The 20,886-nt window shown below is 34.0% G+C and carries 21 protein-coding genes and 1 riboswitch; of the genes, 19 read left to right on the top strand and 2 right to left on the bottom strand.

What is annotated here, in order from left to right:
* Nucleotides 1–4: 4 nt before the first annotated feature.
* Together GEMHA0001_RS04020 and GEMHA0001_RS04015 are read left to right on the top strand one after the other, a co-directional pair.
* Entirely contained in the window at nt 5–1,006 is a 1,002-nt protein-coding gene (locus GEMHA0001_RS04020) for a glycosyltransferase family 2 protein (RefSeq protein WP_003144514.1), read from the top strand.
* A gap of 138 nt (nt 1,007–1,144) precedes the next feature.
* The gene (locus GEMHA0001_RS04015) at nt 1,145–1,831 is read left to right on the top strand and encodes a C39 family peptidase (protein WP_003144509.1); all 687 of its coding nucleotides are present in this window, start codon (nt 1,145–1,147) and stop codon (nt 1,829–1,831) included.
* Nucleotides 1,832–1,962: 131 nt separating this feature from the next.
* On the opposite strand, the gene galE is transcribed toward GEMHA0001_RS04015, so the two are convergent.
* Nucleotides 1,963–2,985 (bottom strand): UDP-glucose 4-epimerase GalE, encoded by a 1,023-nt coding sequence (gene galE, locus GEMHA0001_RS04010; RefSeq protein WP_003144506.1) that lies wholly within the window; start codon nt 2,983–2,985, stop codon nt 1,963–1,965.
* A 214-nt stretch (nt 2,986–3,199) separates the two neighbouring features.
* On the opposite strand from galE, the gene GEMHA0001_RS04005 reads away from it, so the two are divergent.
* The 9 genes from GEMHA0001_RS04005 (at nt 3,200) to GEMHA0001_RS03965 (ending at nt 14,499) form a co-directional block, all read left to right on the top strand.
* Nucleotides 3,200–4,870: an N-acetylmuramoyl-L-alanine amidase gene (locus GEMHA0001_RS04005; protein ID WP_003144574.1), complete on the top strand. Its 1,671-nt coding sequence runs from the start codon at nt 3,200–3,202 to the stop codon at nt 4,868–4,870.
* A gap of 155 nt (nt 4,871–5,025) precedes the next feature.
* Entirely contained in the window at nt 5,026–6,705 is a 1,680-nt protein-coding gene (locus GEMHA0001_RS04000; protein ID WP_003144450.1) for a C39 family peptidase, read from the top strand.
* A 235-nt stretch (nt 6,706–6,940) separates the two neighbouring features.
* Nucleotides 6,941–9,370, top strand: coding sequence for a leucine--tRNA ligase (gene leuS, locus GEMHA0001_RS03995; protein ID WP_003144544.1), 2,430 nt, complete (start codon nt 6,941–6,943; stop codon nt 9,368–9,370).
* A 10-nt stretch (nt 9,371–9,380) separates the two neighbouring features.
* The gene (locus GEMHA0001_RS03990; protein WP_003144479.1) at nt 9,381–9,605 is read left to right on the top strand and encodes a KH domain-containing protein; all 225 of its coding nucleotides are present in this window, start codon (nt 9,381–9,383) and stop codon (nt 9,603–9,605) included.
* Between the two features lie 170 nt (nt 9,606–9,775).
* Nucleotides 9,776–10,477 (top strand): peptidoglycan editing factor PgeF, encoded by a 702-nt coding sequence (gene pgeF, locus GEMHA0001_RS03985; protein WP_003144585.1) that lies wholly within the window; start codon nt 9,776–9,778, stop codon nt 10,475–10,477.
* A gap of 27 nt (nt 10,478–10,504) precedes the next feature.
* Complete coding sequence (locus GEMHA0001_RS03980) at nt 10,505–11,038, top strand: hypothetical protein (protein ID WP_003144590.1); 534 nt, start codon at nt 10,505–10,507, stop codon at nt 11,036–11,038.
* 309 nt (nt 11,039–11,347) lie between these two features.
* Nucleotides 11,348–12,685, top strand: coding sequence for a S1C family serine protease (locus tag GEMHA0001_RS03975; RefSeq protein ID WP_003144517.1), 1,338 nt, complete (start codon nt 11,348–11,350; stop codon nt 12,683–12,685).
* A gap of 257 nt (nt 12,686–12,942) precedes the next feature.
* Nucleotides 12,943–13,818 (top strand): UTP--glucose-1-phosphate uridylyltransferase GalU, encoded by an 876-nt coding sequence (gene galU / locus GEMHA0001_RS03970; RefSeq protein ID WP_003144581.1) that lies wholly within the window; start codon nt 12,943–12,945, stop codon nt 13,816–13,818.
* A 210-nt stretch (nt 13,819–14,028) separates the two neighbouring features.
* On the top strand, nt 14,029–14,499 hold the full coding sequence (locus GEMHA0001_RS03965) for an NUDIX hydrolase (RefSeq protein ID WP_003144505.1): 471 nt from the start codon (nt 14,029–14,031) through the stop codon (nt 14,497–14,499).
* A 38-nt stretch (nt 14,500–14,537) separates the two neighbouring features.
* Here GEMHA0001_RS03965 and rarD read toward each other — a convergent pair whose 3' ends face one another.
* On the bottom strand, nt 14,538–15,455 hold the full coding sequence (rarD, locus tag GEMHA0001_RS03960; protein ID WP_003144601.1) for an EamA family transporter RarD: 918 nt from the start codon (nt 15,453–15,455) through the stop codon (nt 14,538–14,540).
* A 394-nt stretch (nt 15,456–15,849) separates the two neighbouring features.
* Nucleotides 15,850–15,946: riboswitch (glycine riboswitch) on the top strand.
* Nucleotides 15,947–16,016: 70 nt separating this feature from the next.
* Here rarD and GEMHA0001_RS03955 point away from each other — a divergent pair.
* The 8 genes from GEMHA0001_RS03955 to grdB are packed head-to-tail and all read left to right on the top strand — an operon-like array spanning nt 16,017 to nt 20,878.
* Nucleotides 16,017–16,385, top strand: coding sequence for a GrdX family protein (locus GEMHA0001_RS03955; protein WP_003144615.1), 369 nt, complete (start codon nt 16,017–16,019; stop codon nt 16,383–16,385).
* 24 nt (nt 16,386–16,409) lie between these two features.
* Nucleotides 16,410–16,691, top strand: a complete 282-nt coding sequence (locus GEMHA0001_RS09305) for an NAD(P)/FAD-dependent oxidoreductase (protein WP_003144567.1) — start codon at nt 16,410–16,412, stop codon at nt 16,689–16,691.
* Nucleotides 16,692–16,732: 41 nt separating this feature from the next.
* Nucleotides 16,733–17,059, top strand: coding sequence for an NAD(P)/FAD-dependent oxidoreductase (locus GEMHA0001_RS09300; RefSeq protein WP_282677700.1), 327 nt, complete (start codon nt 16,733–16,735; stop codon nt 17,057–17,059).
* Between the two features lie 26 nt (nt 17,060–17,085).
* On the top strand, nt 17,086–17,352 hold the full coding sequence (locus tag GEMHA0001_RS09295) for an NAD(P)/FAD-dependent oxidoreductase (protein ID WP_003144602.1): 267 nt from the start codon (nt 17,086–17,088) through the stop codon (nt 17,350–17,352).
* A 31-nt stretch (nt 17,353–17,383) separates the two neighbouring features.
* A complete protein-coding gene (gene trxA, locus GEMHA0001_RS03945; protein ID WP_003144580.1) occupies nt 17,384–17,701 on the top strand; it encodes a thioredoxin TrxA in 318 nt (105 codons plus the stop codon).
* 31 nt (nt 17,702–17,732) lie between these two features.
* On the top strand, nt 17,733–19,019 hold the full coding sequence (locus GEMHA0001_RS03940; RefSeq protein WP_003144533.1) for a glycine/sarcosine/betaine reductase component B subunit: 1,287 nt from the start codon (nt 17,733–17,735) through the stop codon (nt 19,017–19,019).
* A gap of 52 nt (nt 19,020–19,071) precedes the next feature.
* A complete protein-coding gene (gene grdA / locus GEMHA0001_RS03930; RefSeq protein ID WP_081450720.1) occupies nt 19,072–19,533 on the top strand; it encodes a glycine/sarcosine/betaine reductase complex selenoprotein A in 462 nt (153 codons plus the stop codon).
* Nucleotides 19,534–19,570: 37 nt separating this feature from the next.
* The gene (gene grdB / locus GEMHA0001_RS03925; RefSeq protein WP_081450719.1) at nt 19,571–20,878 is read left to right on the top strand and encodes a glycine reductase complex selenoprotein B; all 1,308 of its coding nucleotides are present in this window, start codon (nt 19,571–19,573) and stop codon (nt 20,876–20,878) included.
* Nucleotides 20,879–20,886 lie beyond the last annotated feature (8 nt).

Raw genomic sequence — 20,886 nt, 5'->3', positions numbered from 1 at the left:
AATTATGTTAGTTTCGGTTGTAATCGGACTTTTAAATGAGGAAAAGTTTTTACCAAGATTAATAGAAGATTTTAAAAATCAGACATATGATCACAGCAAGATAGAGTTAATATTTATAGATGGGATGTCAAAAGATAAAAGCTGGAAGATATTAGAAGATTTCAAAGCTAGTAATCATGATTTTTACGATGTAGTATTATTGAAAAATCCTAAGGTAATATTGTCAGCTGGTATGAATGTGGGTATAAAAGCTGCAAGAGGAGAATGTATTCTTAAAGTAGACTGTCATTCACATATTACCGAGAACTTTATTGAGAATAATGTTAAAGTTATTGAGAGTGGAGAAGATGTTTGTGGAGGACCGCGACCTAATATTATTGAGAATGAAGATAATTTAAGTAAAACATTATTATTGGTCGAGGAAAATATGTTCGGTAGTGGAATAGCGAATTATCGTAAACAGACTTCTAGACGTTATGTAAGTTCAGTTTTCCAAGGAATGTACAAAAAGGAAATATTTGATAAGATTGGATTACTGGATGAAAAAGTAGGTCGTGTTGAAGATAATGAACTGCATTATCGAATTAGAAAAAATGGTTATAAGATTCGTTATAGCAATGATATACTATCGTACCAATATACGAGACCTACAGTAAATAGAATGTTGAAACAAAAATATTCGAACGGATATTGGATTGGTAAGGTAAGTCATGTTTATCCTAAGGCCTTCTCTATCTTCCATTTCGTTCCTTTTGTATTTGTTTTAGGAATAATTTTTAGTTTATTGATGCTGCCGATGACGAAGTTATTCACTGTACTTCTTGCGGTTGCTTATGGATTATTTACAATTCTCGTTACATTGATGACTATTATTAATAATAAATTCAACGCAACGATGTTGTTAATTCCAATCTTACTATTTTTAGTTCATTTCAGTTATGGTTTAGGAACTTTAGTTGGATTAGTTAAAGGCTTTAGCTGGAAGAAGGAATATTATAAAAGATAAAAGATAAGATGATGGTAGTGGCTCAAAAAATTTATTTTTATGAAATTACGATTTTTGAGTTCCTCTCATTTGTTTTTATTGATTAAAAATAGTATAATTTAAAGTGAAATTATTAGAAAAAATGGAGGTGACAGGTTTATGAAAAAGAGTATAGGTGTTTTTCTAGTAGGTAGCTTATTACTAACTGGAACAGGACATGTTAAGGCTGATTGGATAAAAGATCAGCAAGGTAAATGGGAGTATTTCTCAAATGAAGATAGTATAAGTCATCTTTACGATGAAAAATCTAAAGATTTCGTAAAACCTGTAAAACTTCCACAATATTATCAAGCGGATGCGAGATGGAGTTCTAAGAGATATGGAATCTCTAATATGAAGACTACAGGTTGCGTGCCTACATCGTTATCGATGATTATTTCTGGTCTAAAGGAGAATGTTACACCTGTTCAGGTTGCTGATTATATTTATGATACATCTATGGAGATGAATACGTTGTTCACAGGGACTTCTAGTCTTGGAGCTGTTGCAGCTATTGAACACTGGGGATGTAACTATCGTGTTGTTAATTCTAAAGATGATCTAAAAGCTGCATTGCAAAATGGAAATATTGTCTATGGTGCTGTAGGTCATGGGATTTTTGTAAAAGGTTATAGCACGCATGCGATAGTTCTAAGTGGTTACCAAAATGGTAAAACTCTTGCGATTGATCCAGATAATCCAGAAAGAACGAATAAATGGTACAACGTTGATGATATTTGGGATCAACGTAGTATGGAACTAGAGGACAATTCTGCGGGTGGTCCATTTATGGTAGTATATAAATAAAAGCAAGTTTGTGAAGAAATTCACAGTCTTGCTTTTTATTTTTATTAGTTTAAAAATTTATGATTATAAAATAAATTCGGAGTTGGAAAAATCCAACCCCGAGTATTTTTTATAATATTTATTAATAGGTTTTAGTCAGCAAATCCATTTGGATGTTTACTTTGCCATCTCCATGAGTCTTCACACATACGTTTTACATCGTATTGTGCTTCCCAACCAAGTTCTTCTTTAGCTTTTGAAGCATCTGCATAACATGCAGCGATATCTCCTGCACGACGTGGTGCGATAACGTAAGGTAAGTCACGACCAACAGCAGCAGAAGCACTCTTAATAATATCTAATACAGAGTATCCTACTCCTGTTCCTAGGTTATACTTAGAAAGTCCGCTACCTTTTTCTAATTTTTTAAGGGCAGCAACGTGACCACGAGCTAAGTCTACTACGTGGATGTAATCACGAACTCCAGTACCATCATGTGTATCGAAGTCATCACCGAAGACATTAACTTTCTCTAATTTACCAACAGCTACTTGCATTACGTATGGAAGTAGGTTATTTGGAATTCCTGTTGGATCTTCTCCGATATCTCCACATTCGTGTGCTCCGATTGGGTTGAAGTAACGTAGTAATACAACATTCCATTCACTATCAGCTGCATAAACATCTCCTAAAATTTCTTCTAAGATTAGTTTAGTACGTCCGTATGGGTTAGTTACAGATAATGGGAAATCTTCTTTAATTGGTAATGCATGAGGATCTCCATATACTGTAGCTGAAGAACTGAAGATAATGTTCTTACAGTTGTGTTTTTCCATAACGCGGCATAGTGTTGTAGTTCCTGCTACGTTGTTATCGTAGTATTTTAGAGGTAATTGGCAAGATTCACCTACAGCTTTTAATCCAGCGAAGTGAATAACTCCAAAGATGTTACCTTCTTTTTCAAAGATTTCGTCTAATTTTGCTTCATCACGAATATCAGCTTCATAGAATGTTACTTTTTTTCCTGTAACTCTTTCTACTACTTCTAAACTTTTTTTATTTGCGTTATATAAGTTGTCCACGACAACTACTTCATTTCCATTGTTTAATAATTCTATACAAGTGTGAGACCCGATAAATCCAGCTCCACCAGTTACTAGTATTTTTTCAGTCATAGTGTAATTTTCTCGTAAAAAAACGAGTCCTTCCTATAATTTTATATATTCATTTTATCGGAAGTATATGTAAGTGTCAATAAATATGTGACTAATATTAAGATTATGTTACAACTGTGGTATTCTTTTGAAAAATTATTAATTTTATAATAAAATAGTAAAACATGTATTTATGTAAATAGAATTATTTTAGAAGAAATTAAGAGGAACTATCATGAAAGTGAATAAATTAAAATTAGGATTGGGAGTATTAACGGTATTAGCTACACCAATCGCAGTAAACACAGTAGCTAGTAGTGATGCATTAGCAGCACAAGGATGGGTTAAGACTGGAAATGCTTGGTACTTCTATAATCAAAATGGAGTATTGGCTAGAAACGCTTGGGCAGGAAACTACTGGTTAGGTGCCGATGGGAAAATGGTAACAAATGCATGGGTGGATAACGGACGTTATTACGTAGATGCAAACGGAGCATGGGTAAAAGGTGTTCAAAAACCAGCTGTAGCACAAAAACAAGGTTGGGTACAAAGTGGAGGAGCTTGGTACTACTATTACCAAGGAAATGTAGTTATAAATGCATGGGTAGGAAACTACTGGTTAGGTGCAGATGGAAGAATGTCAACAAGCTCATGGGTAGATAACGGACGTTACTATGTGGGAAGTAATGGTGAGTGGGTAAGAAATGCTCAAAAACCAGAAGAGAAGAAACAAGGTTGGGTAAAAGACTCTAACACATGGTACTACTACAACACAGATGGGACATTAGCACGAAATAAATGGGCAGGAAATTACTGGTTAGGTGCTGATGGAAGAATGTCAACAAACAGCTGGGTAGATAACGGACGTTATTATGTGGGAAGTAATGGTGAGTGGGTAAGAAATGCTCAAAAACCAGAAGAGAAGAAACAAGGTTGGATAAAAGAATCTAATACATGGTACTACTACAACACAGATGGGACATTAGCACGAAATAAATGGGTAGGAAATTACTGGCTAGGAGCTGATGGAAGAATGGCGACAAACAGCTGGGTAGATAATAATCGTTACTACGTAGGAACAAATGGGGCATGGATAAAAGATGCTAGACATCCAGAAGAGAAGAAACAAGGTTGGGTAAAAGACTCTAATACATGGTACTACTACAACACAGATGGGACATTAGCACGAAATAAATGGGCAGGAAATTACTGGCTAGGAGCTGATGGAAGAATGTCAACAAACAGCTGGGTAGATAATAATCGTTACTATGTAGGGGCAGATGGAGTATGGGTAAAAGATGCATCGAGAGATAAAAATACAAAACGTGCTATTTTCTTGGATCCTGGACATGGTGGAAGCGACTCGGGAGCAGTTGAAAATGGTGTCAGAGAAAAAGATTTAACTCTTAGCGTATATAATAAAGTAAGTAGTAGACTTGCTTCTTTAGGTTATACAGTATTAACAAGTAGAAACACAGATAAAGATGTAGGATTAGTAAGTCGTGCAGATCAAGCAAATAAATCTAATGCGGACATGTTTTTAAGTATTCATTTTAATGCTGGAGGAAGAGGAACGGCTTATGGTATAGAAACTTATTATTATAAACATGAACAAGGATATGAACCTGAGATTAATAAAGATAATCATAATAGTCCCGAAAGAATAGAAAAAAGTAGAAAATTAGCTAATAAAATTCAACAAAATCTACTTTACAAAACTGGTGCATATGATAGAGGTGTGAAACGCGCATCATTCGCTGTACTTCGTGAAACATCTATTCCATCAATCTTAGTTGAATTAGGATTCATAGACAATCAAGAGGAAGTAAATAAAATTAAGACTAATGAGTATCAAGAAAAACTTGCTGATGGAATTGTTGACGGAATTGTAGAATACTATAAATAGATAATTAAGTAAAGAAGGTGTCGATGAATTGGCAACTTCTTTACTTTTAAAATAATAAGAAAAATAACTTATAATTTCTTGAAATAAAGTATTAATTATTGTAAAATAAGTAATGCAATTTAAATAAATGTGGAATTTTTTGAGGTGAATATATTATGATAAAAAATAGATTAAAATTAGGATTAGGAGTATTAACAGTATTAGCTACACCAATCGCTGTAAATACAGTAGCTAGTAGTGATGCACTAGCAGCACAAGGATGGGTTAAGACTGGAAATGCTTGGTACTTCTATAATCAAAATGGAGCATTAACAAGAAACGCTTGGGCAGGAAACTATTGGCTAGGTGCAGATGGTAAAATGGTAACAAATGCATGGGTGGATAACGGACGTTATTACGTAGATGCAAACGGAGCATGGGTAAAAGGTGCTCAAAAACCAGCAGCAGCTAAACCTGTAACACCGAAACCAGCCGTAGCACAAAAACAAGGTTGGGTTCAAAGTGGTGGAGCATGGTACTTCTATCACCAAGGGCAAATCGTTAGAAATGCCTGGATAGGAAGCTACTGGCTTGGAGCTGACGGAAAAATGGCGACAAGCGCATGGGTAGACAATGGACGTTACTATGTAGGTGCAAACGGAGCATGGGTAAAAGACGCTAAGAAGCCAGAAGCACCAAAATCTGTAGAGAAGAAACAAGGTTGGTTGAAAGAAGGAAACACTTGGTATTACTTCGAAAATGGAACATTAGCTCGTAACAAATGGATCAGTAGCATATACTGGGTTGGAGCTGATGGTAAAATGGCGACAAGCGCATGGGTAGATAACGGACGTTACTACGTAGGTGCAAACGGAGCATGGGTAAAAGATGCTAAGAAGCCAGAAGAATCAAAACCAGCAGAGAAGAAACAAGGTTGGAAAAAAGAAGATAACGCATGGTACTACTATGACAACGGTGAAGTAGCACGTAATAAATGGATTGGTGATACTTACTGGGTAGGGAAAGATGGTAAAATGGTAACAGATAACTGGGTAGACAACGATCATTTCTACGTAGATAAGTCTGGTAAAAAAGATCCATCAATCAAGAAAAAAGTTATCATTAATGATGAACTAGGATGGCAAAAACGTAACGGTGGAAACTGGTATTACTATGAAAAAGATGGTTCATTAGCCCGTAATAAGTGGGTAGGAAATTACTGGCTAGGAGCTGATGGTAAAATGGCTAAGAGTGCGTGGGTAGATAATGGACGCTACTACGTAGATTCTAGTGGAAAATGGGTACCTGACTACGCAAAAGCGGACCAAAACACTGCTGCTTTAAATATGCCTCAATATTATCAAGGAGATTATCGTTGGGGTCATAAGAGATATGGTCTTGGTACTATGGCACAAACTGGATGTGTACCAACATCATTAGCTATGGTATTTAATGGATTAGGACAAAAAGTTCTTCCAACAGCTGTAGCAGATACAATCTACAACAACACTAACGAGATGAATGTTAGTGAATTAGGGACATCAGGTAAAGGTGCTGTTTATGCGATTAACGCTTATGGATACAAACACACAGTTATTACAACTAGAGAACAACTTATTGCAGCACTACAAAGCGGTAAACCTGTGTTTGCGACTGTAGGAAATGGTATTTTCGCTAAAGGTAGATTGACTCACGCTATTATTTTAAGTGGATATAGCAATGGAAAAACTAAAGCAATGGATCCAGATAGTTCATACAATACAGGTAAATGGTATGATATCAATACTATTTGGAACCAAAGAAGTACAGATCCTTACGACACTAACATCGGTGGATCATTCGTAGCAATAGGATAATAGAATAGAACGATGCAGGAATATTGATTTTAAGAAATCTAATTTTCTGTGTCGTTTTTGTTTGAAATTTTAAATTTATAAGATAGCATAGCGACAGCTTTATACTAAAATAATAAAGATAATATTGTTATATTTATTTATTTTTACCCTAAATTATAACAGTTGTTGCTAAAAATCGTTAAAATTGGTATACTATAACTTAGAGAACTTGAAAGCAAAGGAGTGTGCTTAAATTATGGTGTATAACCACAGAGTTATAGAAAAAAAATGGCAAAAATATTGGGATGAAAATAAAACATTCAAAACATTAGATGATCATACGAAAGAGAAATTTTTTGCATTGGATATGTTCCCATATCCATCAGGAGCTGGACTTCACGTAGGTCACCCAGAGGGGTATACGGCTACTGATATCTTAAGTAGATATAAAAGAGCGAATGGATACAATGTACTTCATCCAATGGGATGGGATGCATTCGGATTACCTGCTGAGCAATATGCATTAGATACTGGTAATGACCCAAGAGATTTTACTAAAACTAATATCGACACGTTCCGTCGTCAAATTAAAGAATTAGGATTTTCTTATGATTGGGATCGTGAAGTAAATACAACAGATCCTAACTACTACAAATGGACACAATGGATTTTCAAAAAACTTTATGAAAAAGGACTTGCTTATGTTGATGAAATGCCTGTTAACTGGTGTCCGGCATTGGGAACAGTACTTTCTAATGAAGAGGTTATCGATGGTAAATCTGAGCGTGGAGGACACCCTGTAGAGCGCCGTCCAATGCGTCAATGGGTACTAAAAATTACTGATTACGCTGAAAAACTTCTTGCTGATTTAGATATTCTTGATTGGCCAGAAAGTCTTAAGGCTATGCAACGTAACTGGATTGGAAAATCTGTTGGTGCTGAGATTGATTTCAAAATTGAAGGAACTGATAAAGCATTCACAGTATTCACTACACGTGCTGATACTGTATTTGGTGTATCTTACTGTGTGCTTGCACCTGAACACAAACTTGTAGAAGAAATCGTTACAGAAGAACAAAGAGCTACTGTTGAGGAGTATCTTGATATTGTTAAACGTAAGTCTGATCTTGAAAGAACAGACCTTAATAAAGATAAAACAGGAGTATTCACAGGAGCTTACGCGATTAACCCTGTAAATGGTGAAAAAGTAGAACTTTGGATTGCTGACTACGTTCTAGCAAGCTACGGAACTGGAGCTGTTATGGCTGTTCCTGCGCATGATGAGCGTGATTATGAATTTGCGACTAAGTTTAATTTACCAATCAAAGCTGTTATCGAAGATAATGGTGAAGTTATTGTACCATTCTTTGGTGATGGTAAACACATCAACTCTGATTTCATCAATGGATTAAACAACGAAGAAGCTATCGCTAAAGTTATTGAATTCTTAGAAGAAAATAAAGTTGGACGTAGTAAAGTTACATATAAACTACGTGACTGGTTATTCTCGAGACAACGTTACTGGGGAGAACCAATTCCAATTATCCACTGGGAAGATGGTACTATGACTACAGTACCTGATAGTGAACTGCCACTATTACTTCCAGAAACTGACAACATTAAACCATCAGGAACAGGAGAATCTCCACTTGCTAATATCGAAGAGTGGTTAAATGTAGTAGATCCTGAGACTGGTAAAAAAGGTAAACGTGAAACTAACACAATGCCACAATGGGCAGGTTCTTGCTGGTACTACCTACGTTACATTGATCCACACAATGATGAAATGTTCGCAGATCCAGAGAAATTAAAATATTGGTTACCTGTAGACGTTTATATCGGTGGAGCAGAACATGCAGTACTTCACTTACTATACGCTCGTTTCTGGCACAAAGTACTTTATGATTTAGGTCTAGTTCCGACTCGTGAACCATTCCAAAAACTATTCAACCAAGGTATGATTCTTGCTGAAGGTAAAGATGGTCGTCCGGAGAAAATGTCTAAATCTAAAGGTAATGTAGTTAACCCTGATGATATTATCGTATCTCACGGTGCTGATACATTACGTGTTTATGAAATGTTCATGGGGCCATTAGATGCTTCAATCGCATGGAGTGAAAATGGACTTGATGGATCTCGTCGTTTCTTAGATAGAGTATATCGTCTATTCGTAGATGAAGAAACTGGTAAAGTGAATGACAAAGTTCAAGATAAAGATAATGAAGAATTAGAAGTAAGCTATAACTTTACAGTTAAGAAAGTATCAGAAGATATCGAAATTCTTGGATTTAACACAGCTATCTCACAACTTATGGTATTCGTAAATGATTGTTATAAAGCTGAATATATCCCTCGTAAATATGCGTTAGGATTTATCCAACTTCTTGCACCATTTGCACCTCACCTTGCTGAAGAAATGTGGGAAATCTATGGTAATACTGAGTCAATCTCATACGTACCATGGCCAACATTTGATGAAAGCAAACTTGTGAGTGATACTGTAGAAATCGTAGTTCAACTTATGGGTAAAGTTAAAGCTAAATTAGATGTTAAGAAAGACTTAACGCCAGCTGAATTAGAACAAATAGTTCTAGCTAATGAAGAAGTAAAAGAATTAATCGAAGGAAAACAAGTTATGAAAGTAATCGTAGTTCCTGGAAGATTAGTTAATATCGTAGCTAAATAAGGAGAGAGACATGGAAGAATTAATTTATAGTATTGTTAGCGAAATTGTTGAGCATAAAGATGAAATCAAAATCGAAAAATTCGTTAAAAATGCACGTGAACACTACATTTTAACAGTGCACCCAGAAGATTGTGGGCGTATTATAGGGAAAAAAGGTACAGTGATTAACGCAATCCGTACTGTATTAAATTCAACAACATTTAGTAAAAAAGTTTACTTAGATTTAGTAGAATAATAAGATAAATGTTTAATAGGAGTCTGAGAGATATATGTTTCAGATTCCTATTTTTTAGATGAAATTATGAATGTATGGTATAAACAGGAAAATTTTCAATAGAGTAGGGTAATGAGACAACAGCCCATATTTTGTGTATAATATTATTAGTGTTAATTTAGGAGGTTATTATGAGAGAGATAGTTGATGGATATTTAATTTGTGATAACAATATAAAAATAGCATTTACTAATAGGAATGTTGATGCGAAGAGTAATGAAGATATGAAAAGATTCTCTGATAAATATGGATTTAATCATGATAATATAGTTTATAATACTCAGGTTCATGGAGCAGATGTTCGTATTGTTGAATCGGAAGCTGATATTGCTGACAATGGAAAGGAAGCGGATGGTTTAATTACTAATCTTAGAAATACTCCGTTGTTGATTTTTACTGCAGATTGTGTACCTGTTGTTTTCTGTGATAAAAAGCAAGGTGTTGTTGCCTTAGCTCATGCAGGATGGCGTGGGACATATGGGAATATTGCCGGAGAAATGGTGAATATAATGACAGGAAAATATGGTTGTAAGATAGAAAATATTAAGACTATTATAGGGCCATCGGTTAGTGTGGATAACTACGAAGTTTCTTATGATCTTATCGAAAAATTCGCTGTTTTAGAAGTGCCAAATTATTATAAAGAAGTTGATGGTAAATATTATTTAGATTTATGGAAATTGAATAAAGAATTATTGAAAAAATGTGGTATACTAGAAGATAATATTAAAATTATTGATTTCTGTACGGTAAGAGATAATGACAAATTTTTCTCATATAGGCTGGACAATGCTACTTCAAAACGTATAGGAACGGTAATTCAATTAGATTAAATTCACATAGAGATAGAGGAAACAGTATTGGAAAAAGATATTAAATTAGTTGAGCAAGTAGCTACATTTAAAAGATTGCCGAAAAGTGATAGTAGATGGCGTGTAGCATTTTATTATATAGCGAAAGAATTCTGGGATTTAGAAGAGGTTTTTGTGATAATCGATAAAGCTCTTTACGAAGAACAAGGTCTTAAAATTCCAGTTTTTAGAGAGTACAAAGAAGCAGAAGGATTCCAGATTTTTTCTAGTCACATAAAAGCGAAAGAATTTGTTGAAAAACAAGGAGACTTATTCGTTACAGCAAGTGGTGAAAAACTTATTGGTAGAATACGTCAAGGTGCGTTTAGAGAGGTTTTCATTCCATTTTTTGCTGAACAAAACTTCAACTATTTACTGAATGAAGATGAAGCTCTATTTGCTGATACTTTCAAACGACTTCTGGCGGTTATGGAAGCTAGTGAGAACTATATTGTGGATCAAGAACAAGAAGATATGCTTAAAGCAGGAGATGTTCAAGGATTCTTCGCGGATATCTGTAAAAAATATATAGTATTAGTATAAAGATAAACATCAAGCGTAATTTACTCATGTTTGAACTTCAATCATGGATTAATTACGTTTGAGTTTTTTATTTAGGTTTCATTAGGTTACAAATGTTGCATCCTTCTTATTTTTTTCATATAATTTATATATAGAATAATGAAGTATATATATTATGAAAAATATATGATACGTAATTCGTAAAAAAATATTAAGTACATTTAAACTTTTCTTTAAACTTCGTTTAAGTTGATACTGATATTATAAAAATGTAGGTGAAATACGTTTAACCTTAAAATAATATAAATAAAGTTTAAAAGGAGGATTCTTATGGAAAACAGAAATAACAACCAAAATAATAGAGAATTTAACAATCAAGGAAATTATAATGAACAAAACGATTATCAAAATTATGATAATGTAGAAAATTCTCAATACAATAACTATGAAAATTATCAAGAGATGAACAATGCACAAGTACCTGTTCAGGAGAAAAATAACTATGGAAAATTATTTCTAACTGTCTTTGCAGCGTTTGCTCTTGGAGCTACTAGTGTTTTTGGAGCGCAAGCGGTAATGGGAACTGGTAAGGCTCTGAATTCTTCGGTAACAGCGACAAAAGAAGATAAAGATAATGAACAAATTACAGTAAACGCAATTTCAAAAGCAAAAGATGCAGTAGTTTCAATCGTGAACTACCAAAGTAATACATCTAATAACCTAGAGTCAATCTTAGGAGGTTCTAGTAGATCTGGTAATGATTCTGGTGATTTAAAAGCAGCTTCTAGTGGTAGTGGAGTGATCTACAAAAAAGTAGGAAATGTAGCATATGTCGTTACTAATAACCACGTTGTTAATGGTGCTAAGAAATTATCTGTTATTTTAAGTGATGGAACAAATGTAAATGCAGAAGTTGTCGGGACTGATGTTTGGACAGACCTTGCTGTATTAAAAATTAGCGGAGATAATGTAACTACAACGATGGATTTTGCTGATAGTGATAAAATCGCAGTTGGTGAAACAGCTTTTGCTATCGGATCGCCCTTAGATGTTAACTTATCTAATACTGTTACAAAAGGAATTGTATCAGCTGTAAATAGACAAATCCCAATGGATGTTGATGGAGATGGTAAAAATGACTGGAACCAAACTGTAATTCAAACGGATGCGGCCATTAACCCAGGTAATAGTGGTGGTGCATTAATCAATAGTGAAGGTAAACTTATCGGTATTAACGAGTCTAAAATTGCAAAAGCAACTGCAAATGTAAGTGCCGAGGGAATTGGGTTTGGTATTCCTTCAAATGAAGTAAAACTTATTACTGAACAATTAGAACAATCAGGTAGAGTGATTAGACCTGCATTAGGTGTACAATTAGTATCTGTGAATACAGTAGATAGTGATACTGTTAAATCTCAATTGAAATATGAAGGTAAACAAGGTGTAGTAATTCGTTATGTTGAGAACGGTACACCAGCAGATCAAGCAGGTTTAGAGAAATATGATATCATTACAAAATTAAATGGTGAAGAAGTAAAAGATGTTGCTGCAGTTAGAAAATACTTATTTGAGAAATCAAAAATTGGAGATACTGTAAAAGTAACTTACTATAGAAATGGTAAAGAACAAACAACAAATGTTGTTGTACAAGCCTTAAATACAAGATAAAATATAAGAACTTAGGATGTTTTTTCATTCTAAGTTCTCTTTTAAGTATTGTTCGATAAATGTTCGAAACAAAACAGAAAAACAATAAAGGATTTTATAAAAAAACATAATATCAATATTCGATATCGGTGACATAAAAGAATGCTAAATTTAAAATGTTATTTATATAGTTTGAAAATAAGGAAAAAGTTTGCCAAATCGATGAAAATATGTTATTATTAGTTTGTTAAATTTTAGAAAAGAATATAGGTGAATAAATGAAAAAAGTAAGAAAAGCGATTATTCCAGCAGCAGGATATGGTACGCGTTTCCTTCCTGCTACTAAAGCATTACCTAAGGAGATGCTTCCGATTATCGATACTCCTACTATTCAATACATAGTAGAAGAAGCGGTAAAAGCTGGAATTGAAGATATAATTATTGTAACTGGTAAACAAAAAAGAGCTATTGAAGACCACTTCGATAGAAACGTGGAGTTAGAAGTAGAGTTAGAAAACAAAGGTAAACTTGAATTATTAGAAAAAGTTAAATACCCAACACAACTTGCTAATATTCACTACGTACGTCAAAAAGAAATGGCAGGATTAGGAGATGCGATTTTAACTGCTCGTAGTTTCATCGGAGATGAGCCATTCGCAGTATTACTTGGTGACGATGTTGTAATTAATGATGAATATCCTGCAATCAAACAACTTATTGATAAAGCAGAAGAAACAGGATGTTCTGTAATCGGGGTTCAAACAGTTCCAGAAGATCAAACACACAGATATGGTGTTATTGCGCCTAAAGGACAAGATGGACACTTATATGATGTTGAAACTTTTGTGGAAAAACCAGCTCCAGGAACAGCACCATCTAATCAAGCGATTATGGGAAGATATGTTCTTAATCCAGGAATTTTCAAACACTTAGCTAAAAAACAAGTGGGTGTTGGTGGAGAAGTTCAATTAACAGATGCTATCCAAATGTTAAATGAGGAAGAAAATGTTTATGCATATGACTTCCAAGGTAAACGTTACGATGTAGGTGAAACAATTGGATTTGTTAAAACTACTATCGACTTTGCACTTAAGTCTGATTTAAAAGATGATTTAGTGCCATACTTAAAAGCTAAATTAGCAGAATTAGAATAAGATTAAAGCGGGAGTGACTCAAAAATCGTGATTTCGTAGAAATCGATTTTGTCGAGTTACCCCCGCACAGTTTATTAGATATCTAAATAGCTTTTATAAAGCGAATTTAGATATCAATAAACCACTGCGTCTATGAGTTTTCATATACACCTTGTTAAAATTTAGGTCTTTTAGGTCAGCCCCTTTTTGAAGAATTGAGGAAGGTATATTATGATTATTAATCACATTGGAGTTTATGGAATATGTATAAGAAATAATAAGCTTTTATGTATCCAAAAAGAGAGAGGACCTTATAAAAATAGATTCGATTTACCAGGAGGTAGTCAAAAAGAAAATGAGGGACTTACAGAAACATTAGTTCGTGAATTCAGAGAAGAAACGGGGTATGCAATAGAAAACTATGGGAACTGCAGAGCTTATGATGTTTTTGTAGAAGAATCTAATCGCACAGTACATCATATTATGGTATTTTATAACGTTGATATTAATCTCGAACAGCAAGATATGATTTCAGAAAAGTTGGAAGATGAACTAAATGATTCTAGTGGAATATATTGGATCGACTTGGAAGAATTAGGTATAAAGAATTCCTCGCCTCTGATCTTGAAATTGAAACAGGAATTAGGTAATGATAAAGGTGCATTAGAGAAAGTAGTATATAAAAATTGGACAATATTATAAAAAAGAACTTATCCATGAAAAATATGGATAAGTTCTTTTTATTTTTTATGACTCTCATTAATTAAGTTTTGTTTTTTCATTGAAATAACCGCTGAATAACAGAATGCTGCTACGGCTACCCAAATTATTGAGAATGAGATTAGTTTTTGAATACTTAATACCTCTCCATATACAAAGATTCCTATGAAGAATTGCATTGTAGGTGGTAAGTATTGAAGAATACCTAAAATGTATAGTGGAATTGCTGTAGCTCCTTTAGCAAATAACATTAGTGGAACTGCAGTAATTACACCAGATAATAATAAATATATTAATGTATCTGTTCCAAAAGAATAAAATGTAAGTGAATTATTTGCTGTAAGATAACTTATATAGATAAATGCAATAGGAGAAACTATTGCTGTTTCTATAAGTAAACTTGCTTTTGGACTTAGTACAATTTTTTTCTTACATAAGCTGTAAAGTCCGAAGCTTAATGCTAGAATAATGGAAATCCATGGCAGAGATCCCAGTGATATAAATAAGTATAATAATGATCCGCCAACACATAGACATGCTACTGTTTGAGTGTGTGTTAGTTTCTCTTTTAAAAATACTACGGCTAAGATAATTGTTACAATTGGATTTAAATAGTATCCAAAACTTGCTTCTAGTACATGATTAGTGTTAACTGCAATTATATATGTAAGCCAATTTAATGATATTAAAAAAGATGCTAGTACTAATAACAAGACACGTTTCTTATTTTTCCAGAGAGTCGTTATTTCATTAAGGATAGATTTTTTATTTTTTGCAATCATCACTACAATAACCATAAAAACAAAAGAACATATAATTCTCATCGCAAGAACTTCATATGCATCTATTTCTTTTAGTAATTTAAAATAAATAGGAAATAGTCCCCAAGAAAAATAACATACGAGGATAGATAATAAACTTTTTTGAGTGTTATTCATATTATTCCTCCTTATACTAAATGAATGTATGATTAAGTATAACGAAAAAGTATGTATATTTCAACGAAAAAAATTATAAATAAATGTAAAATAAGCATATTATTTTCTAAAAATCAGATGTTTTCATTACTTTCATAATTATTACAAAGGTGTTTTCGCAAGATAGTATAAACTTAATTTATAAAACTATACTTCGAAAAAAACAAAAATATTCTTTAAATTTCAGAATAAAAATCAGTTATATAACAGTTATGTTGTAGATTTAATGAGATTTAATGTTATTTTTCATGAGCATATATGATAATATATTTTTGTAGAGCGTATACATGGTTTAAAATAATGGTTCCATTTGTTTGAGAAATAGTATAAAATAAGGGTGTAAAAAATAAACTGTATGATTAGTGTGGGAGAGGACATTGGACACCGAAGGTACAAATTAACACTTAGCAATTGTTAATGAAATTCTCAGGTAAAAAAACTGCACTAGGACAGAACTCTGAAGCAAGTCAACAGAGAGAAAGCTAGCTTTCTTTTTGTTGTTTTTATTTTAGGAGGGACGCTATGAAATTGATAACAAATAATCCAAGATTTTCAAATGAAAAAGTTAGAAACATAGAAGTCGAATATTACGATATTGAATATCTAGATGTATTAAAAAAAGTTAGGGACTACGTTCATGAAAATTGGGAAATTGTAACACATCCACTATATGGAAGTGTTAAACCAAATGAAACAATTTATAGATCCGTAGTCATTAAGAAAAATAATGAACTAGATGTTGCTTCTATTAATTTAATTTCTGAAGCGGTAGGAACTTTTGAAAAATTTAGAAAAAATAAAGAAGTTCCTCAGTGGACAGATAGAGTAAAAGATGACTTTAGTGTTATTGATTACGATTTATTATTAAATGCGATAAATAGAATTTTATAAAAAAATAAATAAAGGAGGATAATTATGAGTAGAAATTATGATGTAATTATCATTGGTTTTGGACCTGCAGGTTTATCAGCTGCGTTGTATGCTTCACGTGCTAAATTAAACGTTTTGGTTCTAGAAAAATCGAAAAATGGAGGACAAGCAGCAATCACTCACATGATTGAAAACTATCCTGGTGCGATTGAAGATCCAACTGGACCACGTTTAACAGCGAGAATGGCAGAACAAGCTAAAAATTTTGGTACAGAGTTCAAACAAGAAGAAGTACTAAATGTTGAACTTGAAGGGGACGAAAAGTAGTTACTTGTACAAGCGGTGATTACACAGCTAAAGCAGTAGTAATTGCAACCGGAGCATCTCCAAGAAAATTAGATATTCCAGGGGTTAGGGAATTAGAAAGTAAAGGTATTTCTTACTGTGCTACTTGTGATGGTGACTTCTTCGATGGACTTGAAGTGTTCGTAGTTGGTGGAGGAAATAGTGCTGTAGAAGAAGCCTTATTCTTAACTAAATTTGCTCGTAAAGTAACAATCATCCATTTTGAAGAAGATATTCACTGTGAAAGGATCACAGCTGAAAAAGCAAGAAATCATCCACAATTCGAAATTAGAACTGAAACGGTTGTTCTTGAAGCAATTGGTGATGGAATTCAGAAGCTATTAAATTAAAAAATGTAGCTACAGGTGAAGAATATGTGGTAGAAGCTGACGAAGAAGATGGAACTATGGGATTATTCTTCTTCATCGGATATGTTCCTCAAACTAAACTATTTGAAGGAAAAGTTGAACTTACTGAAGGTGGTTATATTAAAGCTGGAGAAGACACTAAGACAAATGTTGAAGGTGTATTTGTAGCAGGTGACTGTCGTCAAAAAGAAATTCGTCAAGTAGTGACAGCTGTATGGGATGGTGCTGTAGCAGCGATCACTGCAGAAAAATATATTGCTGGGAAATTTGAATAAAATTTAAAAATAAAAAAAGGAGACAAAGACAATGTTAGAACTAAACAAAGAAAACTTTGAGAGTGAAGTATTGGAAGCAGAAGGATACGTGTTAGTAGACTTTTGGAGCCAAGGATGTGAACCATGTAAAGCACTTATGCCAAGTGTACATGAATTAGCAGACAAATACGGAGACAAACTTAAGTTTGCTGCTCTAGATACAACAAAAGCAAGAAGACTTGCAATCAAACAAAAAGTTTTAGGGTTACCAACAATAGCCATATATAAAGACGGAAGCAAAGTCGAAGAAGTAACTAAAGATGATGCTACTGTTCCAAATATAGAAGCTATGATTAACAAATATTTATAAAAAAAATAAACTCAATAGGGAGGTATTAGGTATGCGTCTTGAATTAGGAAAGATCCATATTAAAGATATACAATTTGCTGCAGAATCAAAAATCGAGGCAAATGTATTATATGTAAATAAAGAAGAGCTTGTAAAAGCTGTTTTCGAGGATGATGCAATTGAATCTGTTGATTTAGATATTGCTCGTCCAGGTGAGAGTGTTCGTATTACACCAGTTAAGGATGTAATTGAACCTCGTGTTAAAGTTGAAGGTCGTGGAGGAATTTTCCCAGGTATCCTTTCAAAAGTAGATACTGTAGGTGAAGGTCGTACAATCGCACTTAAAGGTATGGCTGTAGTAACTACTGGTAAAATCGTAGGATTCCAAGAAGGTATTATCGACATGACAGGACTTGGAGCTGAATATACTCCATTTTCTAAAACAAATAACTTAATCGTTATTGCTGAGCCTAAAGAAGGAGTTAAACAACACGAACACGAAAAAGCAGTTCGCTACATCGGATTCAAAGCTGCTCGTTACATTGCAGAATTAGCTCGTTCATTAGAACCAGAAGAAGTAGAAGTATTTGAAACTAAACCTTTATTAGAACAAATTGCTGAATATCCAGATCTACCAAAAGTAGGGTATGTATACATGCTTCAAACTCAAGGTTTATTACATGATACTTATGTATACGGTGTTGATGCAAAACAAATAGTACCAACAATTCTATATCCAACTGAAATTATGGATGGTGCTATCGTAAGTGGTAACTGTGTATCAGCTTGTGATAAAAACCCAACATATGTGCACTTAAACAATGGTGTTATTGAAGATTTATATAAAAAACATGGTAAAGAAATTAACTTCTTAGGTGTAATCATCACTAACGAAAATGTTTACTTAATGGATAAAGAACGTTCATCTAACTGGACTGCAAAACTTTGTCGTTACTTAAACTTAGATGCTGTAATCGTATCTCAAGAAGGATTCGGTAACCCAGATACTGACTTAATCATGAACTGTAAAAAAATTGAAGCTGAAAAAGTTAAAACAGTTATCGTAACTGATGAATATGCAGGACGTGACGGAGCCAGCCAAAGCTTAGCTGATGCTGACGTAGCTGCTGATGCAGTAGTAACTGGAGGTAATGCTAACGAAGTGGTTGTATTACCAAAATTAGATAGAGTTATCGGACACATCGATGTAGTAAATGTAATTGCTGGTGGTAACCAAGACTCATTAAGAGAAGATGGAACTATCGAAGTTGAAATTCAAGCTATTACAGGTGCTACTAACGAAACAGGTTTCGGTTATTTAAGTACTAAAACTTTCTAGTAAGCAAAATAAAAATAAATGTTATAGATTTTAACAAGGAGGAAATAAGATAATGGTAAGTCTTATTAATAAAAAAGTAGTTATCATTGGTGACCGTGATGGTATACCAGGATTAGCTATTGAAGAGTGTGTAAAACCAATTGAAGGAGTAGAAATAGTATTCTCATCTACTGAATGTTTCGTCTGAACAGCCGCAGGGGCTATGGACTTAGAAAACCAAAAACGTGTTAAAGAAGCTGCCGAAAAATTCGGTAACGAAAACGTTGTAGTTTTACTAGGTGCATCTGAAGCCGAAGCTGCTGGTCTAGCAGCTGAAACAGTAACAGCAGGGGACCCAACATTTGCAGGGCCACTTGCAGGTGTAGCATTAAATCTTGCTGTTTATCACATTGTAGAAGAAGAAATTAAATCTCAAATAGATGAAGCTATCTATGAAGATCAAGTTGGAATGATGGAAATGGTATTAGATATTGATGAAATAACAAGCGAAATGAAAGATGTTCGTGGAGAGTAATTAAAGATCTAAATAATAGTTATAGGGGGAAATAAAAATGTCTAAAATAAGAGTAGTACATTATATAAACCAATTCTTCGCTGGAGTAGGTGGAGAAGAACAAGCCCACATTGCACCAGAATTAAGAACTGAATTACCACCGATTAGTGTTCAGTTACAAGGACAATTGGGAGAAGAATTCGAAGTAGTAGCTACAGTAGTTTGTGGTGATAGTTACTTCAATGAAAACTTAGAAAAAGTTCAAGCAGAACTTTTAGAAATGATTAAAGGATGCGAACCACAATTATTCATTGCTGGTCCAGCATTCAATGCAGGGCGTTACGGAGTAGCAGCTGGTACAATTACTAAAGCTGTTCAAGACGAATTAGGAATTCCAGCGGTAACAGCAATGTATGTAGAAAACCCAGGAACAGACATGTTCAGAAAAGAAGTTTATATTCTTGAAACAGCTGACAGTGCAGCTGGTATGAGAAAAGCTTTACCAAAATTAGCTAAATTTGCAGCAAAATTAGCTAAAGGTGAAGAAATCCTTTCTCCAAAAGAAGAAGGATACCACGAAAGAGGAATCCGTGTTAACTTCTTCAGCGATAAACGTGGATCAGAACGTGCTGTTGAAATGCTTGTTAAGAAAATTAAAGGTGAAGAATTCGAAACAGAATATCCAATGCCTAACTTTGACAGAGTTGAGCCGAACCCAGCTGTTAAAGATTTAAGCAAAGCTAAAATCGCTTTAGTTACTTCTGGTGGTATTGTTCCAAAAGGAAATCCAGATCACATCGAATCATCTTCTGCATCTAAATATGGTGAATATTCATTAGAAGGATTCACTAATTTAACTGATGAAACTCACGAAACAGCTCATGGTGGATACGACCCAGTATACGCTAATGAAGATGCTGACCGTGTATTACCTGTAGACGTAATGAGAGAATTCGTTAAAGAAGGTAAAGTAGGAAGTTTACACGAAAAATTCTATACTACAGTAGGTAACGGTACTGCCGTAGCTAGTGCTGTAGGATTCGCTAAAGAATATGCACAAAAATTAGTAGCCGACGGAGTAGATGCTGTAATCTTAACTTCTACTTGAGGAACTTGTACTCGTTGCGGTGCAACGATGGTAAAAGAAATTGAGAGAGCGGGTATACCTGTGGTTCACATGTGTACAGTAGTACCGATTTCTCTAACAGTTGGAGCTAACAGAATCGTTCCAACTATCGCAATCCCTCACCCACTAGGAAATCCAAAACTAGAAGCGGATGAAGAGAAAAAATTAAGACGTGGACTTGTAGAAAAAGCATTACATGCTTTAACTGTAGAAGTTGACGGACAAACAGTATTCGAATAATAAAAAAG

The sequence above is a fragment of the Gemella haemolysans ATCC 10379 genome (genome assembly GCF_000173915.1).
Classification (GTDB): domain Bacteria; phylum Bacillota; class Bacilli; order Staphylococcales; family Gemellaceae; genus Gemella; species Gemella haemolysans.
This window is presented reverse-complemented; position numbering and strand designations above follow the sequence as displayed.

Bases quoted from the DNA above. Each gene is read 5' to 3' on its own strand.
- GEMHA0001_RS04005 (WP_003144574.1), top strand. From the start codon at position 3,200: ATGAAAGTGAATAAATTAAAATTAGGATTGGGAGTATTAACGGTATTA.
- leuS (WP_003144544.1), top strand. From the start codon at position 6,941: ATGGTGTATAACCACAGAGTTATAGAAAAAAAATGGCAAAAATATTGG.
- GEMHA0001_RS09305 (WP_003144567.1), top strand. From the start codon at position 16,410: ATGAGTAGAAATTATGATGTAATTATCATTGGTTTTGGACCTGCAGGT.
- GEMHA0001_RS03990 (WP_003144479.1), top strand. From the start codon at position 9,381: ATGGAAGAATTAATTTATAGTATTGTTAGCGAAATTGTTGAGCATAAA.
- GEMHA0001_RS04015 (WP_003144509.1), top strand. From the start codon at position 1,145: ATGAAAAAGAGTATAGGTGTTTTTCTAGTAGGTAGCTTATTACTAACT.
- rarD (WP_003144601.1), bottom strand. From the start codon at position 15,455: ATGAATAACACTCAAAAAAGTTTATTATCTATCCTCGTATGTTATTTT.
- GEMHA0001_RS04020 (WP_003144514.1), top strand. From the start codon at position 5: ATGTTAGTTTCGGTTGTAATCGGACTTTTAAATGAGGAAAAGTTTTTA.
- pgeF (WP_003144585.1), top strand. From the start codon at position 9,776: ATGAGAGAGATAGTTGATGGATATTTAATTTGTGATAACAATATAAAA.
- galE (WP_003144506.1), bottom strand. From the start codon at position 2,985: ATGACTGAAAAAATACTAGTAACTGGTGGAGCTGGATTTATCGGGTCT.
- GEMHA0001_RS03940 (WP_003144533.1), top strand. From the start codon at position 17,733: ATGCGTCTTGAATTAGGAAAGATCCATATTAAAGATATACAATTTGCT.
- GEMHA0001_RS03955 (WP_003144615.1), top strand. From the start codon at position 16,017: ATGAAATTGATAACAAATAATCCAAGATTTTCAAATGAAAAAGTTAGA.
- galU (WP_003144581.1), top strand. From the start codon at position 12,943: ATGAAAAAAGTAAGAAAAGCGATTATTCCAGCAGCAGGATATGGTACG.
- GEMHA0001_RS03975 (WP_003144517.1), top strand. From the start codon at position 11,348: ATGGAAAACAGAAATAACAACCAAAATAATAGAGAATTTAACAATCAA.
- GEMHA0001_RS04000 (WP_003144450.1), top strand. From the start codon at position 5,026: ATGATAAAAAATAGATTAAAATTAGGATTAGGAGTATTAACAGTATTA.
- trxA (WP_003144580.1), top strand. From the start codon at position 17,384: ATGTTAGAACTAAACAAAGAAAACTTTGAGAGTGAAGTATTGGAAGCA.
- GEMHA0001_RS03965 (WP_003144505.1), top strand. From the start codon at position 14,029: ATGATTATTAATCACATTGGAGTTTATGGAATATGTATAAGAAATAAT.